Annotated in this window: 12 protein-coding genes and 1 pseudogene; 7 read left to right on the top strand and 6 right to left on the bottom strand. The window is 64.8% G+C overall.

Features of this window, described 5'->3' with window-relative positions:
• Window positions 1-25: 25 nt before the first annotated feature.
• The 3 genes from EHW12_RS06590 to EHW12_RS35800 all read right to left on the bottom strand — a co-directional run bounded on the left by EHW12_RS06590 (window position 26) and on the right by EHW12_RS35800 (window position 5,796).
• Window positions 26-1,510 (bottom strand): dynamin family protein, encoded by a 1,485-nt coding sequence (locus tag EHW12_RS06590; RefSeq protein WP_065352068.1) that lies wholly within the window; start codon window positions 1,508-1,510, stop codon window positions 26-28.
• Window positions 1,507-3,375: a dynamin family protein gene (locus EHW12_RS06585; RefSeq protein WP_125050431.1), complete on the bottom strand. Its 1,869-nt coding sequence runs from the start codon at window positions 3,373-3,375 to the stop codon at window positions 1,507-1,509. The genes EHW12_RS06590 and EHW12_RS06585 overlap by 4 nt, the downstream gene beginning before the upstream one ends.
• Before the next feature lie 123 nt (window positions 3,376-3,498).
• The gene (locus EHW12_RS35800; RefSeq protein WP_065456004.1) at window positions 3,499-5,796 is read right to left on the bottom strand and encodes an IniB N-terminal domain-containing protein; all 2,298 of its coding nucleotides are present in this window, start codon (window positions 5,794-5,796) and stop codon (window positions 3,499-3,501) included.
• A 334-nt stretch (window positions 5,797-6,130) separates the two neighbouring features.
• Here EHW12_RS35800 and EHW12_RS06575 point away from each other — a divergent pair, with 334 nt between their 5' ends.
• The 6 genes from EHW12_RS06575 (at window position 6,131) to EHW12_RS06555 (ending at window position 14,655) form a co-directional block, all read left to right on the top strand.
• Window positions 6,131-7,858 carry an Hsp70 family protein gene (locus tag EHW12_RS06575; RefSeq protein ID WP_125050430.1) on the top strand — a complete coding sequence of 576 codons (1,728 nt, stop codon included), beginning with the start codon at window positions 6,131-6,133 and terminating at the stop codon, window positions 7,856-7,858.
• Between the two features lie 14 nt (window positions 7,859-7,872).
• Complete coding sequence (locus EHW12_RS06570; RefSeq protein WP_125050429.1) at window positions 7,873-10,308, top strand: LuxR C-terminal-related transcriptional regulator; 2,436 nt, start codon at window positions 7,873-7,875, stop codon at window positions 10,306-10,308.
• A 111-nt stretch (window positions 10,309-10,419) separates the two neighbouring features.
• A complete protein-coding gene (locus tag EHW12_RS06565; protein WP_241199118.1) occupies window positions 10,420-11,379 on the top strand; it encodes a hypothetical protein in 960 nt (319 codons plus the stop codon).
• Window positions 11,376-11,669: a hypothetical protein gene (locus tag EHW12_RS35135; protein WP_241199117.1), complete on the top strand. Its 294-nt coding sequence runs from the start codon at window positions 11,376-11,378 to the stop codon at window positions 11,667-11,669. Before EHW12_RS06565 ends, EHW12_RS35135 begins: the two co-directional genes overlap by 4 nt.
• Window positions 11,670-11,778: 109 nt before the next feature.
• Entirely contained in the window at window positions 11,779-13,119 is a 1,341-nt protein-coding gene (locus EHW12_RS06560; RefSeq protein ID WP_054187118.1) for a S1 family peptidase, read from the top strand.
• A 225-nt stretch (window positions 13,120-13,344) separates the two neighbouring features.
• Complete coding sequence (locus EHW12_RS06555; protein WP_007726683.1) at window positions 13,345-14,655, top strand: S1 family peptidase; 1,311 nt, start codon at window positions 13,345-13,347, stop codon at window positions 14,653-14,655.
• 79 nt (window positions 14,656-14,734) lie between these two features.
• Here EHW12_RS06555 and EHW12_RS06550 read toward each other — a convergent pair whose 3' ends face one another.
• Entirely contained in the window at window positions 14,735-15,385 is a 651-nt protein-coding gene (locus EHW12_RS06550; RefSeq protein ID WP_064443251.1) for a glycine zipper family protein, read from the bottom strand.
• Window positions 15,386-15,744: 359 nt separating this feature from the next.
• Between EHW12_RS06550 and EHW12_RS06545 the strand changes: the two are divergent.
• Window positions 15,745-18,911: pseudogene (locus tag EHW12_RS06545) on the top strand ((Fe-S)-binding protein).
• 173 nt (window positions 18,912-19,084) lie between these two features.
• On the opposite strand, the gene EHW12_RS06540 reads toward EHW12_RS06545, so the two are convergent.
• Together EHW12_RS06540 and EHW12_RS06535 are read right to left on the bottom strand one after the other, a co-directional pair.
• A complete protein-coding gene (locus tag EHW12_RS06540) occupies window positions 19,085-19,540 on the bottom strand; it encodes a hypothetical protein (RefSeq protein WP_003943690.1) in 456 nt (151 codons plus the stop codon).
• 45 nt (window positions 19,541-19,585) lie between these two features.
• Complete coding sequence (locus EHW12_RS06535; protein ID WP_125050428.1) at window positions 19,586-20,764, bottom strand: DUF6745 domain-containing protein; 1,179 nt, start codon at window positions 20,762-20,764, stop codon at window positions 19,586-19,588.
• Window positions 20,765-20,913: the final 149 nt, after the last annotated feature.

Raw genomic sequence — 20,913 nt, 5'->3', positions numbered from 1 at the left:
CGGCGCTCGCATAGTGAACGGGTCCCTATTCGGGCACAATTTCAGCCAGGACGCCCTCGGCGCTGCGGGCGGCGACCAGGCAGGCGCGCGAGGTGAACCTGTCGAAGAGCGGATGTCTGGACAACTCGCGCCATCTGCGGACAGCCGCCGTGGCCCGCGCACGCTGCACCTCCGGCGATTCTTCCGGTTCGCAGCCCAACCGGTCACTTGCCCGGATTCCGTAGCCGCCGATCAGTCTTTGCAGTTGTGCCAGGTCGTCGGGTGGCAGATCCGTGTGTACCGAACGAAGACGCCCGAGCAGGCGAAGTTCGTGAAAGCCGTGAACATCGGCAAGCAACCGTTGCGCCTCCGCCGCGATCTGATCGCCTTCCTCGCTCGGATCGGCTTCGAGGATTCTTCCCAGCGTCACCAGCGCCGTGTGCGATTTGAGCTGATCTGCCCGCTGCCCGAATTGAACGTCGATCACCTGACGCAGTTCGTCCAGGCCGCTGCGCTCCAACAATTCGGCCGCCAGGGACGGTGAATCGGTCGCCCCCAACTTGATCGACGTCACGGCGAGGCGAATTCCGAAGAGCCCGAACCGATCGGCCAATTGCGCCCGCATCGCCGCATCGACCGGCAGCGGACTGTCCTGCCTGGCAAAGCGATCCGCGGAGAGCAGTGCAAGGCTCAGATCCTCGGCCGGAACCTGCGCGAGCGCCGAGAAGGCCGCGAACTCGCTCTGCCTCATCGTCCGAGCAGCGAGCGCGAGTAGACCTGCCACCGGAACCACCGACTGGCACAGGCCGGTTCGCTCCAACTCCTCGGCGAATCGCGCCGCGACGTCCTTCGCCGAAGACAACGCGTCGAGCCTGCCTGCGCCGACCTCATCGGCACGCGAGAGCACTCCGATCACTCCGAGTGGCCCGGATTCTCCGCCCACGTGATCCGCGATCTTCCCGAGGAACTGCATGTCACTGGCGTTGAGAGCCCGCAAGAGGTAGACCACTGCATCCGCGCCCGGTGCCTCACCGTCGGGAACGAGCATGTCCCAGGTGCGGGCCGAGACCTCGGTCGAGAGCGACGAGGTGCCCGGTGTGTCGATGATCGTCGTACGAGCCAATGCCGAAGACGGCCAGTCGACGTCGATGCGGTCCACCGAGTCTGCGGTGTACTCGCCCAGATCGAACGTGAGCCTGCCGTCGCGGCGCGTCACCGGCACGTTGAACTTGGCACCGTTCTCGGCCGTCGCGGTCACCTGCGGCGTCGTCCCGTTCCGATACCAGGTGACGACGCGTGTGCATTCCGTCGCGTCGGTAGGCGCTATATCCTGTCCGACAAGCGAATTGAGCAGCGTCGACTTACCCGCTTTGAGGGAGCCGGCGAGCGCCACCCGGAGTGGCTCGTCGAGCCTGGCCGCACATTCTTCCAACTGGGCGCGCGTCTGCGGCTGATCGGCGTAGGCACGTCTGGCGTAGTCGATCAGGGCGTGTGCCGACTCCACTGCGGTCACGGTGGTCGTGGCATTCATGCGTTGGTCACCTTCGCCGAAGCAGGAGCGGGAGTTTCGCCGATCAGCGTTCCGGCAACGGCGTCGAGCTCCGCGACGACGCGCATGTCGGTCTCCAGACGCTTGATCCGAGCGGCATGTTCACTCGATTCCAACTGCGCGGCTTCCTGAGTGGCGCGGAGGGATTCGTTGATCGAGCGCAACGCCTGCTCGGCGATGTCGGTGAAGTGATCACGCAACAGCCGCTGCACCAGGCGCAGGCGGTCCTTCGACTCCTTGCCCACCTGGAAGCTGACGTCGTCGGCAAACCGTCGGATAGCCGCTTTCGCCTCAGCGCGACGCTTGAGCACCTGAGCCTGCTTGTCTTCACGATAAGCCTTGGTGCCCAGCAGAACCCCGGCGCCGATGGAGATCGGGTTGACCAGAGCCATGCCCATCATCGTGGTGATCAAGCCGAACATGAGCACGCCGCCGTACGAGCCGCGCATGCCGACCAGGACTTTCTGAGTGATGCCGATTCGGCCGGATTCGAGGTCCGCCAATGCACCGACCGGTTCCAGGAAACCGTCGGTGTCGGCGACGTCGAGATGCGGGAGCGCGACGTCACCGGTCTCCGCAAAGTGCTGCGCCACAACTTCTGCCAGCCACTGTGCGCGATCATGCGCCCACACGAAGTTGTCACCGATCGCGGTGGCGATCTCCTGTTCGAGCCACTCCCCCACGACGTCCCAGTCCTTACCGGGATCGCCTTCGTCGACCGTCTCCTCGGCCTGGCGGGTCACCCGGCGCAACCGGTCCCGGAGGTCGTGATCGATGTCGGCGGCGAGGTCTGCGATGCCGTCACCGAGGCTCTGCTGCCACAGTGAGGTCTTCTTGTGCAGTTCCTCGGCCGCTGCCCGGGCACGCTGCAGTCCCGCGACCGCTGCCTGAGCGGTCGACGGATCCTTCAGCGCCGCAAGCTCACTGCCCATCTCCAACGTCAGATGCGCTGCCGCAGAACGCACATCCATCGCAACTGCGCGTCGAGTATTCGATTCGGCACGCGCAACCACGTTGTCCCGCAAGAACTGATAGAGGTCCAAAAATCCGGATTCCGCTTCGAGTTCCTTGTCCCCCAGCCTCAGCGCGTGCGAGCGCAGTACCGAGGAGATCGGAATGAGCGGCAGATCCAACCCGGCACGCTGGAGATGTCCGCGATCGGCGTCGAGGATCTGCCGCCAGTGCGGGTACAGATCGGTCTTGCTGATCAGCCCGGCCACCGCAGGACACAGATTGACGACCTGGCGGATGAATCCCAGCTCCGGTTCGGTGAACTCCTGGCTGGAGTCCGACAGAACCAACACTGCATCGGCCGCAGTGATCAATCCCAATGTTCCTGCAGCATGAGGATTTCCATGACCGCCGACACCAGGGGTGTCGATCAGAACCAAACCGTCGGCCAACAGCGGACTGGGAACACCCACTTCCACACGCAGAACCTCACGCCCTTCGGCGCGAGGCGTGGCCGGGGTGATCCCCATCAGTTCCTCGAGTGGGAGGGACACCCGGATCGGCGCCGCACCCGGATCGGCGAGAATCAATTCGGCGACCGCGGTCTCCGCGTACTGAACTACCGTCGCCACGGCCGTGGTCTCGTCGTCACCGACCGAGCACACGTCGATGCCTAGCAGAGAATTGACGAACTGGCTCTTGCCCTGCTTGAGGGGACCGACCACCACGATGCGAATACGCGGATCATTGACTCTCACCTGAGCGTTCTCGAGTCGGCGCACCAGATCCGTGCGCCCGAAATCCTTCGCCACGACGGCTGTTCGTTCGAGCAACGACGCCGTCGACGACGCGACGCGCGCCTTCCGGCTGCTTACCTGACTCGCTGAATCACTCATGAGCTACGTTGACCCGCAATTCTTCCCGACTCGAATATCCGGCCCTGCGAACGCATAGCGCACGCAGGGCCGGATTTGTTACATCAGGTCATTTTGACCGATTTCAGTTCCTACGTCAGCAGATCAGGGATGCAGGTGATCGACAACCGCAACCGGGTCGATGTGATCGACCGGCGCTGCAACCGAATCCTCGGCGAAGAGCGAGTGTTCGGTATCGGCGCTCAGACCCGAAGTGGAACCCGAACCGAAAGCATCGGTCGCATCGATCGACGACCACGGGTTCAGCGCACCGGTCAACGAACTCGTCAGGTCGGACACTCCGCTCACTGCTCCACCGAGGGATCCGCCCAGGTCAGCGACTCCGCCGCCGCCAACGGTACCGCCGCCGTCGACTGTGCCACCGGCAGCTGCGGCTGCGTCGGCACCGATCGAACCGGTCACGTCGGTGACTGCTCCGACAGCCCCGCCGAGCGATCCGCCGAGATCGGTGACGCCGTTCAGTGCGCCGCCGAGCGATCCGCTCAAGCCGGCCGCAGCGTTCGTGGCTGCTTCGAGACCTGCTGTTGCGTCGAGACCTGCTGTTGCGTCCAGAGCACCGCCCACAGTTGCTCCGAGATCACCGGTCACAGCGCCGAGGTTCAGGCCGTCCGCCGCGATGCTTCCGAGGTCGACGGAAGGCAGTTCAGCGGAGATCGGGCCGAGGTTCACTGCGCCGAGGTCGACGGAGGGCAGGTCGGCACCGATCGAACCGGTCTCGATTCCGCCGAGGTTCAGTGCCGTGTCCAGCGCTCCACCGAGTGCACCTTCGGCACCGAGAACGCTGTCGAGAGAGCCCCCCAGCCCGAGGCCCGCGCCCAGCGCACCGTCCAGCGCGCCGGTCAGGTCCGTGCCCACGGAACCGACAGCACCCAAGCCGCCTGCACCTGCGAGAGCGGTGTCGAGAGCCGCAGCGACACCGGCTGCCAAGCCTGCTTCACCGCCCAGACCGAGTGCACCACCGAGGTCGATTCCGGTAAGTCCGCCTGCGCCCAGCGCTGCGTCGAGAGCGCCGCCGAGACCGCCCGCGAGCCCGGCATCGACGCCGAGTGCCGAACCGAGAACACCCTCGAGGGCCGTCGACAGATTCGCGCCTCCGCCCAGAGCTGCCGCGAGGTCTGCGCCGAGACCACCTTCGAGGTCGAGTGCTCCCCCGAGCAGTCCACCGAGTGCGCCACCCAGGTCGGCTCCGACCGTTCCCCCGGCACCGAGGGCGCCGGAGAGTGCCGCGCTGAGCTGCGCGCCGAGGTCTGCGCCGCCGCCGAGTACGGCGTCGAGGTCGAGTCCGCCGCCGAGACCCAGTGCTGCGTCGAGTGCGCCGCCCAATGCAGTTTCCAGACCGCCGCCGACGCCGAGTGCTCCGCCGAGGGCGCCACTCAGGGCAGCACCGAGATCGAGGCCGCCCGCGATATCGGTGAGAACGCTGACATCCGTGATCGCGCCGAGGACGCCACCGAGCGATGCACCCAGATCGGCGCCGATCGTGCCGCCGGCTCCCAGGACGCCCGAGAGTGCGCCGGACAATGCCGTGCTGAGGTCGCCTGTCAGAGCGCCGGCAAGATCCAGGCCGCCGCCGAGTGCAAGAGCGGATTCCAGTGCGCCGGTCAGGCTCGCGCCCAGTTCGCCGCCTATGTCAAGGAGACCGCTGAGGTCTGCTGCGCCGCCGAGGAGTCCACCGAGAGCCAGGCCGAGATCGGCTCCGAGGTCACCACCGATGGCGAAGACGGGTGCGAGAGCTCCGCTGAGCCCTGCCGTCAGGTCGAGTCCGCCGACTGCGCCGATCGCGGCGTCGAGGGCTGCTCCCAGCTCCGCAGTCAGGCCGCCGGTCACACCGAGGGCGCCGCCCAGAGCCGCGCTGAGCTGTGCGCCCAGATCGAGAGCTCCTTCGAGATCGAGTGCGCCGCCCAAACCGAGACCGGCTTCGATCACAGCGCCGAAGGCTGCGCCGAGTTCGGCACTGATCTCGCCACCGATGGCAAGCGCAGCGCTGAGGGCTGCTGCGAAGTCGCCGACCAGGTCGAACTGGCCGCCGAGGGCGCCTCCGACTCCGATTCCTGCACCGGCGCCGAGACCCAGGCTGCCGCCGAGGCCACCACCGAGACCACCGGTGAGTCCACCACCGAGACCACCGCCGAGTCCGAGACCGCCGCCGATTGCACCGGCAGCGGACGCACCGGCGTTGACGATCGCGGACAGGTCGGCGCCGCCACCGGCAAAGAGTCCGGACTCGGCGACCAGCGGAGCGACCGCGACGATGTCGGCGGGGCTGACGTCGCACAGACCGGCAGCATCGAGTGCCGCGGTCGGGTTGGCGCAGTAGTTGGCAGCTGCCTCGTCGTCACGAAGTAGCCCGAGGATGAATTCGAGTACGGCGTTCGTTGCCATGGCGGGTTCTCCTGAAGTTCGTTGACCGGGTTGTTGCCGGTGGGTAGTTGCCGGTGGTCCGGAAACTGGTGCGCTGCCAGAGGTAGCGAGTGGAATCAACGCTAAGAACTTTTGCGACTGGGGCCAACGGGGAGCACCCCCCTCTTCTCCAGGGACAGGTGGGGAAGCCCCCATTGGGCTACGCCCGGTCGGAATAGGGGATTTGCCCCGATTAGGGGATCGGTCCCCTACTTCGTCGCGACGCCTCCGATCCGGTAACGATCTAGGTCCTGAAACCGACATCGCAGACAACCGCGACAGTCCTTCTGTCGCCCACGACCAGGGGAGTTCGTTCATGGCGGCAGGGCTCGGCATCAGCATCGGTTCGGCCACTCTCGTAGCTGTCACCGACGGCTCGACCGGTGAAACGCAACAGGTCCGCTTACCCAGTGCGCTGCAATTGGACGACGGATCCGTCATCACCGGATTTGTCGAGCGCGTCGGAGACCCGATTCCGATACTTGCCGCCGACGGTACCGAGTACCGCGGCGAGGCTCTCGCGGCGACGGCTGTCGGCGCACTGGTAGACCAGGCAGGCGGCAACGAAGGGCCAACTGTCGTCCTGGCTCACCCGGTGGGGTGGAACCGCCACACAGCACGCACCATGGAGTCCGCTCTGGACGACGCCGGGGTTCACGGGGCGACTCTCGTCGCCGAACCCGCAGCCGTCATGGCGTGGCTCGCCGCTTCCGGAACTGTCGTCAGCGACGGTCTGACCGTCGTCTACGACCTCGGTGCTCGCTCGCTCGACGTCACGATGATGTCCACGACCGACGGACGAAGCGAGATATTCGGTAAGCCGCTGCGCAGCGAGGACATCGGCGGCGACGAATTCGATCACCTCGTCACCGTTCACCTGCTCGATGCGGTTTCCGACCAGTTCGCAACCCTTGATCCCTTTGCACCCGAGACGATTGCAGCGCTGGAAACTCTGCGCGAGCATGCCCGCGCAGCCAAGGAGGAACTTTCCACCGAGACGGAAACCGTTGCCCGCGTGGCGCTTCCCGGTGCCGTCAGCGACGTTCGACTCGTTCGTTCCGAACTCGAAGATCTGATCCGGCCCGCCCTCACCGAATCGGTGGCATTGGTTCGCGAAAGCCTGCGATCTGCCGGCGTCGAGTCCAGTGACGTCAATCAGGTTGTCCTGGCCGGCGGAAGCTCGTCCATTCCCCTTGTCGCCGAACTACTGTCGGCGGAGCTTCGTGTCCCGGTGATCGCCGACGCCGATCCAGCGTCGTGCGCGGCGTCCGGCGCCGCGGCCCTCGCACTCGACGCCAGAGACTCGCAAGTACCGGCCGCCGCCACTGCAGTGATTCCCGCCGAGCCGTCTCGCAAGCCCGCACCAGTTCCCGCCTTCTCCACTCCGTTGCTTGCCGAGCCGACCGAAGAAGAGAACACGGCGACTCGACGCTCGTCGAGGGTCGGCGTCGTTGCTGCAGTGGTGGGAGCATTCATCGTGCTCGCCGCAGGCGGGCTCGGAATCGGAACTGCCATGGACAAGATCAACGTTCCGTCCAGTTCGGCGAACACCACCAGCGAGTCCACCTCCTCGACCGCTTCGACCACCGCGGGCTCTACTCCCGGCAGCACCACGGCAGCGGAAGCGGCAGGCACCGGATCCACGACTGCGAACAACGGCACTCGAAGCAATCAGCCCGGTTCTCCTGCTGCCGCAGGCGGCTCGACGACGGCGCCGGGGGCAGTTCCGGTTGCCGGCGCACCGGCGGGATCCTCGCCCGCACCGGGCGAGACCGCTCCGTCGGCGCCTGCACCTGCCGCACCCGGCGCCCCGGCGCCCGCACCTGCTCCCGCCCCGGCACCAGCGCCCGCACCCGCGCCTGGAGCCGGCGTCGGGACCGGTATCGGTGACGCTGCGACCGGCATCGGAAACGGAGTCGGCGGTCTGGTCGACGGTGTCGGCAACGGAGTCGGCGGCGTGGTCGGAGGTCTCGGTAACGTCGTCGGTGGTGTCGGAAACGTGGTCGGTGGTGTCGTCGGCGGCGTCACCGCACCGATCCGCTGACCGGCGGTCTTTCGATGAACCGTGACAACGGCACCGAATCGTCGTTCATCGCAGGACTTTTGCGCGACGTCGACCTGACTGCATCGCCACTGCGCCTGTTCGTCACCGGGACCGATGCCAGCGCTCGGCCCCAAGTGACGAGGGTTGTACGGAAGCGAATCGAATCGGGTGACAAGCCCGTGGTCACCGCAGTCACGCATGACGTCCCCGCCGACGCGATTGTGGTGATTGCGGACGCGCAAGCTCTGACCTCCGATGAAATCCGTGCCCTGAAAGAGCTTGTCCAACGTGACGACCTCGGAGTTGTCGTAGCCTCCGATCGGATCGATCCACCACTCGCACCGATCTACTCGAACATCTCGAGTTTCGGCACCGTGTTGCATCTGAACCCGTTGAACCGAAACGATATTCGGAAGATCGCGGCCGAGCGAAGAGTCCCGCTCGACGACCGCGCCGTGGTGGCGCTCGAGGATCTGTCCGGTGGTTCCTTCGGGGCGATCGAAGCGTACTTCGCCGCCGCCTCGGCAGGCCGCCCGGAAATGCCGAACGCCATACGCACACACATCCTCCACCAGGTCACCGCTCTGCATCCGATCGAGCGCGAGATCCTCGAAGTTTCACTCGCCGTCCCGGACATCGACGCCTTCGAGCTCGATCTGGGACAGGAGAAGTTCAGCCTCACAGCTGCATTCGACCGGGCACTGGCGACCGGACTGTTCGGTTCGCGATCACCACTCGTCGCGAGCGTGCTCGCCGAGTCGACTAGCACCGGGCGTATCCGCAGCGAGCTGATCAGAATCGTCGAATCACGCGCACACACGAGAACCCTCGATATCGACACAGCACGAAGACTTTTCGACTCCGGCATCCGCCACCGCGATCTCACGGGTGTACTACGAGACGCCGTCGAGGCGAGCACGCCGGCGGTCGCGGCAGATCTCTTTCGCCGCGTGAATTCGATCGAGCCTCTCGGCGTGGCCGACACGCTGCTGTACGCCCAGGTCTCGGCTCGCAGTGGTGACCTCGACACTGCCTGCCGTCTGGCCGATTCCGTCATCGCCGCACCCGATCTCGACGACGCGAGATTGGCTGCGGCGGTGCGAATCCGCGCAGCTTCGTCCGCAGCATGCGGCCAACTCGGCGCCGCTGCAGATCTCTACACCTGGCTGGGGCCAGGGCGCACCGGAAACGAATCCCCCTTCGCCGCAATCACTTTCCTCGGCATCGGCAAGGTCGATGACGCGAACGCGGCGCTCACCGGGCACACCGGATCACCGTCGAGCTCGACGGTCGGCGCTACCACACTGGCCAACGGACTGATGCAATCGGTCACCGGGAGCGCGCCGAGTGCGCTCAACACGATGTCGCGCGCACTCTCACTCCCCGGCGGAGCCGACACATCTGAATTCCAGCCTGATTCCGCCCCGGCGCTGGTAGCTCTTGCACTCCTGCACAACGGTGCCCATGAACGGGCCGCCGCTGTCGTCACGGCCGCGATCGCCGCCGACGACGCAAGCAGCCACACGTGGGCGCGACTTCACCTTCTCGGCGCCTGGATCGCGATGGTCCGCGGGCAGGACGCGATTCTCGAAGACCTACCGCAGGAGGTAGTCCGCGGCCCCCTCCGTGAGCGTGACGCACTGTTTCTGCATGCTCTGATCGTGGGTCTTGCTCGGCGTTCCGGCGATCTCGCCCAGCTGCGTCGAGCTTGGTCGGGCGCGGCAGGCACCCTCTCGTCCTGCAGCGTTGATCTGTTCGATCTGCTTCCCATCGGCGAACTGTGGCTTGCGGCAGTACGGCTCGAGGAGACCGAGCAGGTCGAGCATCTCGTCGACGACGCGCGCTCCCTCCTCCGCGCGCTCGGCGAGCCGCCGCTGTGGTCGTCGCCGCTGCATTGGTACGGCGTCCAGGCGTCGATCCTCTCGCAGTCGCCGGCCGATCTCCTCCCACACGCCCATACACTCGCCGAATCAGCCAAAACTCACACTTACGCAGCCGGTTTGGCGACCGCCGGACGCCAGTGGCTCCTACTCATGCAAGGCAACGTCGACGCAGACGATGTCGAAGCCGCCGCACGAACGCTCAGTCGGATCGGACTCCCGTGGGACGCCGCTCGCCTTGCCGGCGAAGCAGCGCTGCGCACCCCGGACACCAAATCGGCCACGGCACTGCTCCACGTTGCGCGCTCGCTACGCACAACGTCGACGGCCGAGACGAATGCAACCGATACCACCACAAGTGCGGCGCCACCGTCGGTGTTGACCGAGCGCGAACAAGAAGTTGCCGAACTCGTCGTCGTCGGACTGACGTATCGGGAAATCGGCGAACGCCTCTACATCTCCGCTAAAACCGTCGAGCACCATGTCGCACGCATCAAGCGGCGTGTCGGGGCGCAGTCTCGTTCGGAACTGCTCACCATCCTTCGCAGCATGACACCGTCGAACAAGTAGTTAGCTGCATATTGTCCAGAGGGTTGCGTATATCCGTTTAAGTGATAGTTTTCACAGGAATCAGGACATGCCTGCCGAGCAAAGTTCGGTAACTGTGAAACGGGGATCGCTATGAAGTGGGGAGTCGGACTCGCCGTCGGCAACAAACGAAGCATTGCTGCGATCGCGAGACCTGACTCGGAGCTGGTGACCCTCGAACGCGAATCGGTTCTGCACCACGCCCCCGACGGCACCGTGCAACTAGGCGGAACCGCGGCGGGGTCCACCGGGTTGCGCGGGTTCCTCGACAGGGTCGGCACCGACGATACTGACAACTTCTCCGAGCACATGACGCGAGGGGAGGAACTGGTAGCGACAGCAATGTATTGCCTGGTCAAGGAAGTCCGAACACTCACCGATCAGAACCTGAACATCTCTGCGGTGATCCCCGCGGGTTGGTCGAGCGATTCCGTCGACGTACTGCGCGGCGCACTCGACAGCATGAATCTCGACGGCGTCGAACTGATTTCAGAAGATGAAGCCTCTGCGGCTTGGCTCGCGGATCCGGACGCCGACGACCGTGCTGCTCGCGGAGCCGCAGCGTTGGCCGCACCCTTCTCGATCACCTCTACCTGTCCCGAACCCCAGCCAACCGATTTTGCCGAGCCAGAGGACACCCCCGAAGAGTTTCCGCCGTTCGTTCTGATCGAACCGGAGCCGGAATCCGGCGTGGAGGCACCGGTCACGAAAGAACCGAGCATCGACGGTTGGCTGAATCGCCAGTGGCGGTCGGAGCGCCGACCGATCATCGCCGCAGCAGCCGCCGCAGTCTTTCTGACCGTGTCGGGTTGCGCGGCCGCGGTCATCATCGGACACACTCCGACCATTTCAGCACCCAGGATTCTCGACGCACAATCTTCCCTGTCCCCGGGACGGACACAGCTGCCACCCCGACGAGTTCATCCGGGACAGGCACGCAATCAGCGACCTCACCCCCACCGGAAGTACCCGCTCTCGGCGCGCAGCCGACGGCGCAGTCGTGGGCATCCGAAGCGGAATCGACCTCATCCGAATCCCAGCCCATTCCGGTGAGTCCGGGCACCGGTACAGAGAAATCCACTACGGCGAACGTCCCCGCGCAACAGGGATCGCCGATCACCATCCAGATCGATCCCCTTCGGATCGAGAACCTGCCGCCGGTCGTCGGACCGCTGGATCCGGTCGATCCGGATACCCCGGACACTCCCGCCGTGACCGCCCCCACTGATACACAGACAACGCCGACGCAGCCGTCCAACCCGACCGACACAACCGATCCGGTGGTTCCGAATCCCGACATGCCCGTCATGCCATTGGCCCCGAGACCCGGAATGCCAAGTTAGACAGAATAATTCGACTTGCCGACAACAGGCACATATTCCTCGTCGAAACTTTTCCCCTATGGTGGGTGCGGTACCTACCGGCTCGGTGCCGGGGACTTGAAGGGATTTCATGCGTAACTCGTTGGCGATCCGCACCGCTGTGGTCGGCGCCTCGGCACTACTGCTCGCAGCTCCATTCACCACGACGGCATCGGCAGAGCCCGCCTCCGACACGCATGTCGAACAACTCGGGGCAGATCAGCTTCCGGCTGAGCTGATCGAGGCGATCACACGCGATCTGAAGATCTCCCCACAGGAGTATCTGGACCGCGCTGCCAAAGCTCAGGAACTCGGTGCATACGCCCAGGAATTCAAGTCCGAGCGCCCTGGCGACTACGCCGGCTCGTGGATGGGACTCGACGGTCAACCCGTCGTAGCCGTCACCACCACCGAAGCTGCACGCATCGCGGCCGACGACGGTTACCGCACGCACGTCGCCCCCGTCTCCGCCGACACCCTCGAGAAGACGCTGGCCGACGTCAACGGATGGATTGCCGGGCTGCCCAAGGAAATCTCACGCGCAGTCAATTCGGCGACTATCGACGTCCTGAACAACCAGGTCGTCATCGACGTCGCGAACAGCCCCGTCGGGCAGGCGCTCAATCTTCCGACCCTGCTCGAGAACACCAAGATCGTTCTCAGCCCGGACGGTGGCGGATCGGTTGATCCCGGAGCACTCGGCGGCGACACCTACATCACGTCGACAGGCCCCATTCGCGAGACACCGACCGAGAACATCTCGGTCTGCTCGTTCGGGTTCAACGCCGTCGACGATCAGAACAATGCTCTCAATATCAGTGCCGGACACTGCAATCCGGCCGAGGGTTCGAAGTCGCCCGTCTACCTGCCGAATCACGCGAACGTCGACGACAGTCAGTTGATCGGAGCATTCTCACAGTCTTCCGTCGGCAACAACGCCGGCGATCTCGATTACTCGGTCATCAAGTTCGACCAGTCCGGCATCGACGCGGGCCTCGACCGTGCTGCCGTCCGCGGTGCCAACGGGACCACCCTCGCGATCACCGGAACGGCACGTCCCGTGATCGGCGCTCCCATCTGCAAGTCCGGCCAGACGTCGTCCTTCACCTGTGGTGTCGTGGCAGCCGATCGCGTCGAAACTCAACTGGTCATGGCGGACGGTGATTCACGAACCGTTCGCGGATTCGCCGGCACCGCGTGCACCCTCGCCGGGGACAGTGGCGGCGCCATCGTCTCCGGAACCTTGGCTCTGGGCATCACCAGCGGCTCCAACAGCAGCGGAGCACCCAGTTGCAACGAAGCGAACCTGGTACTGGCGACCTCCGGTGGAACCTCGAATCTGGGTATTCCGGTCGGAGACATCCTCGACGCGGCAGATCGCGCTTCCGGTGGCGGTGTCGGTGCCGGAATCCGCGTCCGCACTGCAGGTTGACCAACCACTGATTCACGCACTGTGCCCGCCGATCCGTTTCGCGATCGGCGGGCACAGTGCTGTTGTCGGTCGGGGTCAGCGCTGTCTGCTCATGTAACGGGTGGGAATAGCGCGTTCGAACCCATATAGTCATGGTCGACTGTGATCGGCTCACCACAAGTCCGTGAGCCGTATCCGTGTGCTCCCAGGGGGGTGGTACGCGGTCAACGAAGTGGAAAGGCCCACATGCGAAGCTCCATCGCACGTCGCGCCGCAGTGTTCGGTTCGGCCGCGCTGCTGCTCCTCGGACCGATCACCGCGGTCGCGAACGCAGAACCGAACGAATCCGGGGTATCCGATCAGGCAGCCCATCTGCCCGTCGAACTCGCCGAAGCCCTACAGCACGACTTGGCGCTGACGCCCGACCAGTTCGTCTCGCGTTCCGAACTCGCGCAGAAGCTCGCGGAGTTCGCCGCCATCGCGCGCGTCCAGTTTCCCGACTCTTTTGCCGGAGTGTGGCTCGACGACCTCGGTAAGGGCGTAGTCGCTCTCGCTGACGGTCGAGACAAGGATGCTGCCCGCGAGGCCGCCGAGAAGGCCGGTTTCGAGGTCAAGGACGTCGCGCAGAGCGAGCAGGCTCTGCAAAGTCAACTCTCGGCACTCAACACCTGGCTCGATTCGCAGCCTGCCGAGGTCGCAGACCTCGTGCGTGGCATTGCCGTCGACGTCGTCGGCAACGGAGTCGCCCTCACCGCCGATCCTGCCGCCGGCATCGAATTGCCTGAGTTCCTGAAGCGGACCGTCGTCCATACCGCTGCTCCGCTACTGGTTCCCCCGATCGTCGCGGACCTCATCCCCGCAACCGGATCCGCAACCGGCGACGCCGCACTGGGCGGAGACGCCTTCGGCGCAACCTCCGGTAACACTGGACTGCGTTGTTCGTTCGGCTTCAACGGCACCGACGGTTCAGGGCGCACAGTCAACATCAGCGCCGGTCACTGCGATCCCAACCGTGCCGCTGCCGGCACCTCGAACTCCAGCCAGGTCTTCCCGATGGTGAACAACCAGACCGGGCCCCGCGTCGGGTACTTCGCCAAGAGCAGCTTCGACGGGCGCGACTACTCGATCATCAACATCGACGACAACGCGAAGTACCGCTTCGAGAACAACAGCGTGCGGGTCCCGTTCAACCGCTCGGTCAACATCACCGGTACCGCCGATCCTGTCGTGGGCGCCCCGGTCTGCAAGGCAGGATCGACCACAGGCTTCAGCTGCGGCGTCGTCACCGGCGTCAACCGCGTCGCAAAGGTTTTGGATCACACCCTCGACAACGGCTTCACCACCAACATCTGCGTCCTGCAGGGTGACAGCGGTGGCCCCATCGTCTCCGGAACATTGGCAGTGGGCATCACGAGTGCGTCCAACGTCGCCACCTCTCCCCTGTGCGAGATCGCTCAGGCAGAGACACTGTTCGGGCAAGAAGCCCCGACCCAGTACGCGACGCCGATCAACGACATCCTCGCCGCCAACCCAGGCCTGAAGGTTCGCGACTACTGATCACACGCATTCCTCGAGACAGCAAAACGGGCGCCACACCTTCTGAAGGTGTGGCGCCCGTTTCGGCGTTCGTGACGTTCTACTGGAAGAGAGTTGTTCCAGCCGGAGCGTTCAGAACCTTGATCAGGTCCAAGCCCGCGACGACGGCGGTTCCGCCGCCGGCGAGGATGGTACCGGCGACTCCACCGATACCGGCCCCTGTGACAAAGCCGGGCAGGCAGCCGACGACCAGGCCGGCCAGACCCACGATGCAACCGATGACCGCCCCGACGATCGTGCCGGTGAGGCTACCGATCTGCGTGGCAAGCCCGAGCTGTGACTGGAACTTCTCGATTGCCTTCTGATCCTCGTCAGGCGAAGCAACCGGGGTGAACTCGGCAGCGACCGGCTTCGGCTTGGAGCTGGCCGGGTCCAGGTTCGGCTTGAGGGTGAGGGTCTTGCCGTCCTCACTGACGGTCTCGTCGAACGGGAACTGAACGTCGCCGAGGTTGAACGCGAGCGGAAGGCTCACGAGAGTTGCGCCCTGGCTGTTCTGCAAGTCGACGTGAGTTCCGTCGCCCGAGACCCGGAATGCTCCGGCGTCGATGGTGGTGACAACGGCCTGGTCGACGACCTCGGCGGTGTACGAAACGTCGGGTGACGTCTCCGGAGCTGCGTAAGAAGTACCTGCAGCGATGCCCGTAGCGGCAATGGTCATCGCTGCGACGGCCGCAGCTTTTCGAATGAACATTTTTGATCCTCCCCGGGATCGGGCGGGCGTCAGTCGATGACTCACACCACCCGTTTCCCCTGTGCGTGACGGGCGTAACGATAACAGCCGGTCGGTTGTTCTCACCTGCTCGGAACCCGACTTAGGGCTGCCTGACAGATGGACACCTGACGGGCACCGCCTAACGTGACGACCAGACATGTCTGCGTCTGGCCCAGCCCGTCCGACGCAGAAGATCGATCTCTCCAGGCCACGAGCGGTTACCAGCCGGTACCTACAGGCTGGTAATGCTAGTTACTGGCGGGTAACATAACGCAGGTTAGTATCAGTGGGCTGTCCCGAGGTGGCCGACGCGTCGCCCTGAAACGAAAGGCCGCGACATGAATGCCCTGACGATTACGTTGGGCACGATTGGTGCTCTGCTGAGCTTGGTGTGTTGGTACATCTTCCTCTCAGGCGCGCTGAGGATGTTCAACACCGTGCGCATCGGCCAGTCGGCACCCGATCGATGGCGCCCGTTCTTCCCTCGCTTCAAGCAGATGATCATCGAGTTCATCGCGCACACGCGCATGAACAAGTTCCGCAGCGTCGGCTGGGCCCACTGGCTCGTCATGGTCGGCTTCCTCGGTGGGTTCCTGCTGTGGTTCGAGGCCTACGGCCAGACGTTCAACCCCGAATTCCACTGGCCCATCTTCGGTAACACGTGGGCGTGGCACCTGTGGGACGAGATCCTCGGCCTGGGCACCGTCATCGGTATCACCACGCTGATCGTGATCCGTCAGCTCAACCACCCGCGTCTGCCCGCGCGCCTGTCCCGTTTCGGCGGCTCCAACTTCAAGGCTGCCTACGTCATCGAAGGCATCGTCCTGCTCGAGGGCCTGGGCATGATCATGGTCAAGGCAGGCAAGATCGCGACCTACGGTCACGCCAACCCGTGGACCGACTTCTTCACCATGCAGGTCGCGAAACTGCTTCCCGCCAGCCCCGTCATGATCTCGGTGTTCGCATTCGTGAAGCTGATGACCGGCATGATCTGGCTCGCGATCGTGGGCCGCAACATCACCTGGGGCGTCGCGTGGCACCGCTTCTCGGCGTTCTTCAACATCTACTTCAAGCGTGAAGACGACGGCACCGTCGCCCTCGGCGCGGCAAAGCCCATGATGTCCAAGGGCAAAGTCCTGACGATGGAGAACGTCGACCCCGACACCGACACTCTCGGCGCCGGAAACATCGAAGACTTCTCCTGGAAGGGCTGGCTCGACTTCACCACCTGCACCGAGTGCGGTCGTTGCCAGTCCCAGTGCCCCGCGTGGAACACCGGAAAGCCGCTCTCGCCCAAGCTGCTCATCATGTCGCTGCGTGACCACGGCTACGCCAAGGCCCGTACCTGCTCGCTGGTGGACGCAAGGACATGGGCGGCGACGAGATCGGTCTCGTCGACAGCGAAGGCAATGTCAAGGAAGGCGCCCTCGCAGCCATCCCCGAGGCGGCACGCCTCGAGGCCGACCGCAAGCTCGTCGGTGAAACCGTCGAAGGCGAGATGGCCCCGGTCATCGACGCCGAAACCTTGTGGAGCTGCACCAACTGCGGCGCCTGCGTCGAACAGTGCCCCGTCGACATCGAACACGTCGACCACATCATCGACATGCGTCGCTACCAGGTCCTGATCGAATCGGAGTTCCCCTCCGAGCTCGCCGGCCTGTTCAAGAACCTCGAGAACAAGGGCAATCCCTGGGGTCAGAACTCCAAGGATCGCCTCAACTGGATCAACGAGATGGACTTCGAGATCCCCGTCTTCGGCAAGGACGCCGACAGCTTCGAGGACTACGAGTACCTCTTCTGGGTCGGCTGCGCCGGCGCCTACGAAGACCGTGCCAAGAAGACCACCAAGGCCGTTGCCGAACTCCTCGCCACCGCGGGAGTGAAGTTCATGGTCCTCGGCGCCGACGAAACCTGCACCGGCGACTCCGCACGTCGTGCCGGCAACGAGTTCTTGTTCCAGCAGCTCGCGATGCAGAACATCGAGATGCTCAATTCGGTCTTCGACGGTATCGAGCAGAAGAAGCGCAAGATCGTCGTCACCTGTGCGCACTGCTTCAACGCCCTCGGCAACGAGTACCCGGAGGTGGGCGGCGACTACGAGGTCGTGCACCACACTCAGCTGCTCAACCGTCTGGTGCGCCAGAAGAAGCTGATCCCGGTTGCGTCCGTGAGCGAAGACGTCACCTACCACGACCCGTGCTTCCTCGGACGCCACAACAAGGTTTACGACGCTCCCCGTGAACTCATGGAAGCCTCAGGCTCCAAGCTCGTCGAAATGCCGCGTCACGGCGAACGTTCCATGTGCTGTGGTGCCGGTGGTGCTCGCATGTGGATGGAAGAGAACATCGGCAAGCGCATCAACGTCGACCGCGTCGACGAAGCGCTCTCCACCAACCCAAAGAAGATCGCCACGGGTTGCCCGTTCTGCCGCGTCATGCTCACCGACGGCGTCACTGCCCGCCAGGAGCAAGGCCAGGGCGAAGGCGTCGAGGTCGTCGACGTCGCGCAGCTGATGCTGAACTCCGTCACCCGCCTCGATCCCGCCCAGCTCGGCGAGAACATCAAGGTGATCCCGCGCGAGAAGGCACCGGTCGCTGCTGAGGCAAAGGCTGAGACCGTCGAGCAGGATCGGGTCGCCGAAGTCGAGGAAGCCGCCGCGACTCCGGAAGCCAAGGCTGCACCGGCAGGCAAGGGTCTGGCCATGAAGGGCCTCGCCAAAGCACCAGGTGCAAAAGCTCCCGGCGCCAAGGCACCCGGCAAGGGGCTCGGAATGGCCGGCGGGGCCAAGGCTCCCGGCGCCAAGAAGGCGGCTCCCGCCGCAAGCGCGGAAGCTCCCGCTGACGAAGCTGCTGCACCGGCAGCACCTGTCGCAAAGCCCAAGGGTCTCGGCTTGGCAGGCGGGGCCAAGGCACCCGGCGGCAAGGGACTGCAGATGAAGGGCGCCGCCAAGGCACCCGGAGCAAAGGCCGCTGCCGCGCCGGCAGCGGAAGCTCCGGCTGCTGAGGCTGCTGCACCCGAAGCTGCTGCACCCGTCGCCAAGCCGAAGGGTCTGGGCCTGGCGTCCGGCGCCAAGGCACCCGGCGGCAAGGTACTGCAGATGAAGGGTGGGGCCAAGGCTCCTGGTGCAAAGGCTGCTCCTGCTTCTGAAGCACCTGCTGCTGCTCCGGCAGAGGCTCTGGCAGAGGCTCCGGCTGCACCGGCAGAGGCTCCGGCCGCCGAGGCGGAAGCCCCGAAGGCTCCGCCTGCTGCCAAGGCCGGCGGACTCGGATTCAAGTCGGGCGCAAAGGCTCCCGGTGCCCGGAAGGCAGCTCCCGCTGCGGCCCCGGCGCCGGCTGCAGAGGCCCCGGCTCCCGAGGCCGAACCTGTGAAGGCAGAACCCGCTGAAGCGCCTGCTGAGGCGTCCGCACCCGCGGACGCTCCGGCGCCTGCTGCCGCGCCGCCCGCCCCCAAGGCAGGCGGACTCGGATTCAAGGCCGGCGCGAAGGCTCCTGGCCGCAAGAAGTAAGCGCACCACACGCGAATGCCCTCACCGTCACGGTGAGGGCATTCGTGTTTGTGCGGGAGCCTTTGCCGACCGAGCACCCTTTCCCTCGACCCGACACACCGTCCAGCACACGGAAACCGGTGCTCGCCCTGTGCAAGTGGTGCTCACTCCGCCGCCAACTCGAGGCCGGCGTGTCAATCGGCGACAAGCATCACCGCACCGCGCGCACGCCCGACGCCCCTTTCCTGCTGCCGGCCGATGACGTATCGTCCCGGAGCGATGCCGGTCGCGCCGTGCTCCGGGTGGATGAGGTACGCGGTCACTCGGGTGTCGAGCATGCCGAGTGCAAGGCCCCGAGCATCTTTCACCGGCGTCGACCACGTGCACTCCCCTTCGTCTGCAACCAGACTGTGGGGGTTCCCTCCCGCCGCACTTCGCAGCAGTTCCACGCCGGAGAGCGGCACTCTCACAGAGCGTGTCCATGGCAGAGGCGCCACGATATTTGCGAGCAGCGAAAACGGGATCACGATGAGATCGCCTTGCGCCTGAAGTCCGTCGATCACAGGAATGGACACTTCCTGGTCCAGGTAGTCGAAGACATCGAGGCCGGTGAGGCTGGTGAGAGCGGACAAGGTCATGTTCGAGTTCATAAGTATCACCCAAGGTTTGAGGATTGAGGGTAGAGGGTTCGAGATTCAGGTTCGACGAACGAGACGGGAATAGTCGGTACCGGTGATGCCGTAAGTCCATCCGGCGGCATCCAACGCGGAGGTAAACCATCCGGGTACGTGAAGGCCGTATCGACGCCGATGCCCGTCGCGTTCGAGAGAACCGTTGACCGCGAGGAGAATCCGTCCACTTCGACCCCAGCCCTCCGGCGACGCGTAGAGCTGCAGCAGGCAACCGGCGTTACCGGGATCGTCGGTTTGGTCGACCAGTGTCAGGCCCGCCAGCTCGATGTAGGAATCCCACCCGATCCGCTCGATTGCACATCGACGGATCTCGACGTTGCGCTCGTGCGCGATGCGTTCGGCGGTGGGGTCGAGCACTACCCACTCTGGAACGATCGCTCCGTGTAGAACGAACGCCGTTGTACCGTCTACGAATTCGATTGCGGGGGAATCAGAATGATGCAAGCGCCGTGCTCCCTGCGCGCTGCCCGGAATCGGTTCGGCATGTAAGGCGGTGGGTCGTTCCGCCATGATGCACACGTCGTCGAACGCCCACCACCACCCGGTCGAGTCGGCCAGTGCGGTCTGCACGTCGAGGAGTTCACGGTCTTCCGAGCGGAAAGTCGCAAGACCGAATCGATGACATGTGTCGTAGTACGCGATTCGATGTGCGTCCTGCTGCCCGTACCAGGTCACTTCCCCGGCCACCCGAGTCGACATCGTTCGTATCGCAGCTGCGACGCCGTCGAACAGCGTGGTGTGCAACGATTCCCAAATGGACGCCCTGACCAGGCGCTCCCCCTGCCGGCGTTCCATCTGCCAGCCAGTTCTCCGACGTTCGATCCGCGCGTCCATGCGTCGGCGCGATGCCGCAAACATGCTCGCGATATACCCGGAAGCGCAGTCGAGGCCGGTGCCGTCCAATGACATCTTGGTCGACAGTCCTTCGGTGACGATCAGGTCCGAACCAGCAGACGGCGACGGGACCCAGACGAACTCCGGTTTCGGGAGCCCGGAGCGCCGATACAGTTGCGCGACAGAGGCTTCTGCGGTGTCTCTATCAGCAGGACGAGTACACAATCCGCGTTCGAGCCACACGTCGCGGATCTTTTCCAGGGCCAGACTGTCTTCATCGAAGAGATTGAAGTTCTCGGGCAATGTCGCTCGATGTGATGCCGACGAGCGAATCGGTGCGGCGCTCACGCGACGGTGGCGGTGTCCGCCTTTCCTGTAGTCATAGTTGAACAGCCTGGCACGCGAACGCTCCGGACGCAAGGGTTTCCTAGAGCGCGACACCGGGAACCTGCCACCGTTTCCCCATACCGAACACCCTCTCCAGCGACGCGAAACCG

Source organism: Rhodococcus sp. NJ-530 (assembly GCF_003860625.1).
Taxonomy (GTDB): Bacteria; Actinomycetota; Actinomycetes; order Mycobacteriales; family Mycobacteriaceae; genus Rhodococcus_F; species Rhodococcus_F qingshengii.
This window is presented reverse-complemented; position numbering and strand designations above follow the sequence as displayed.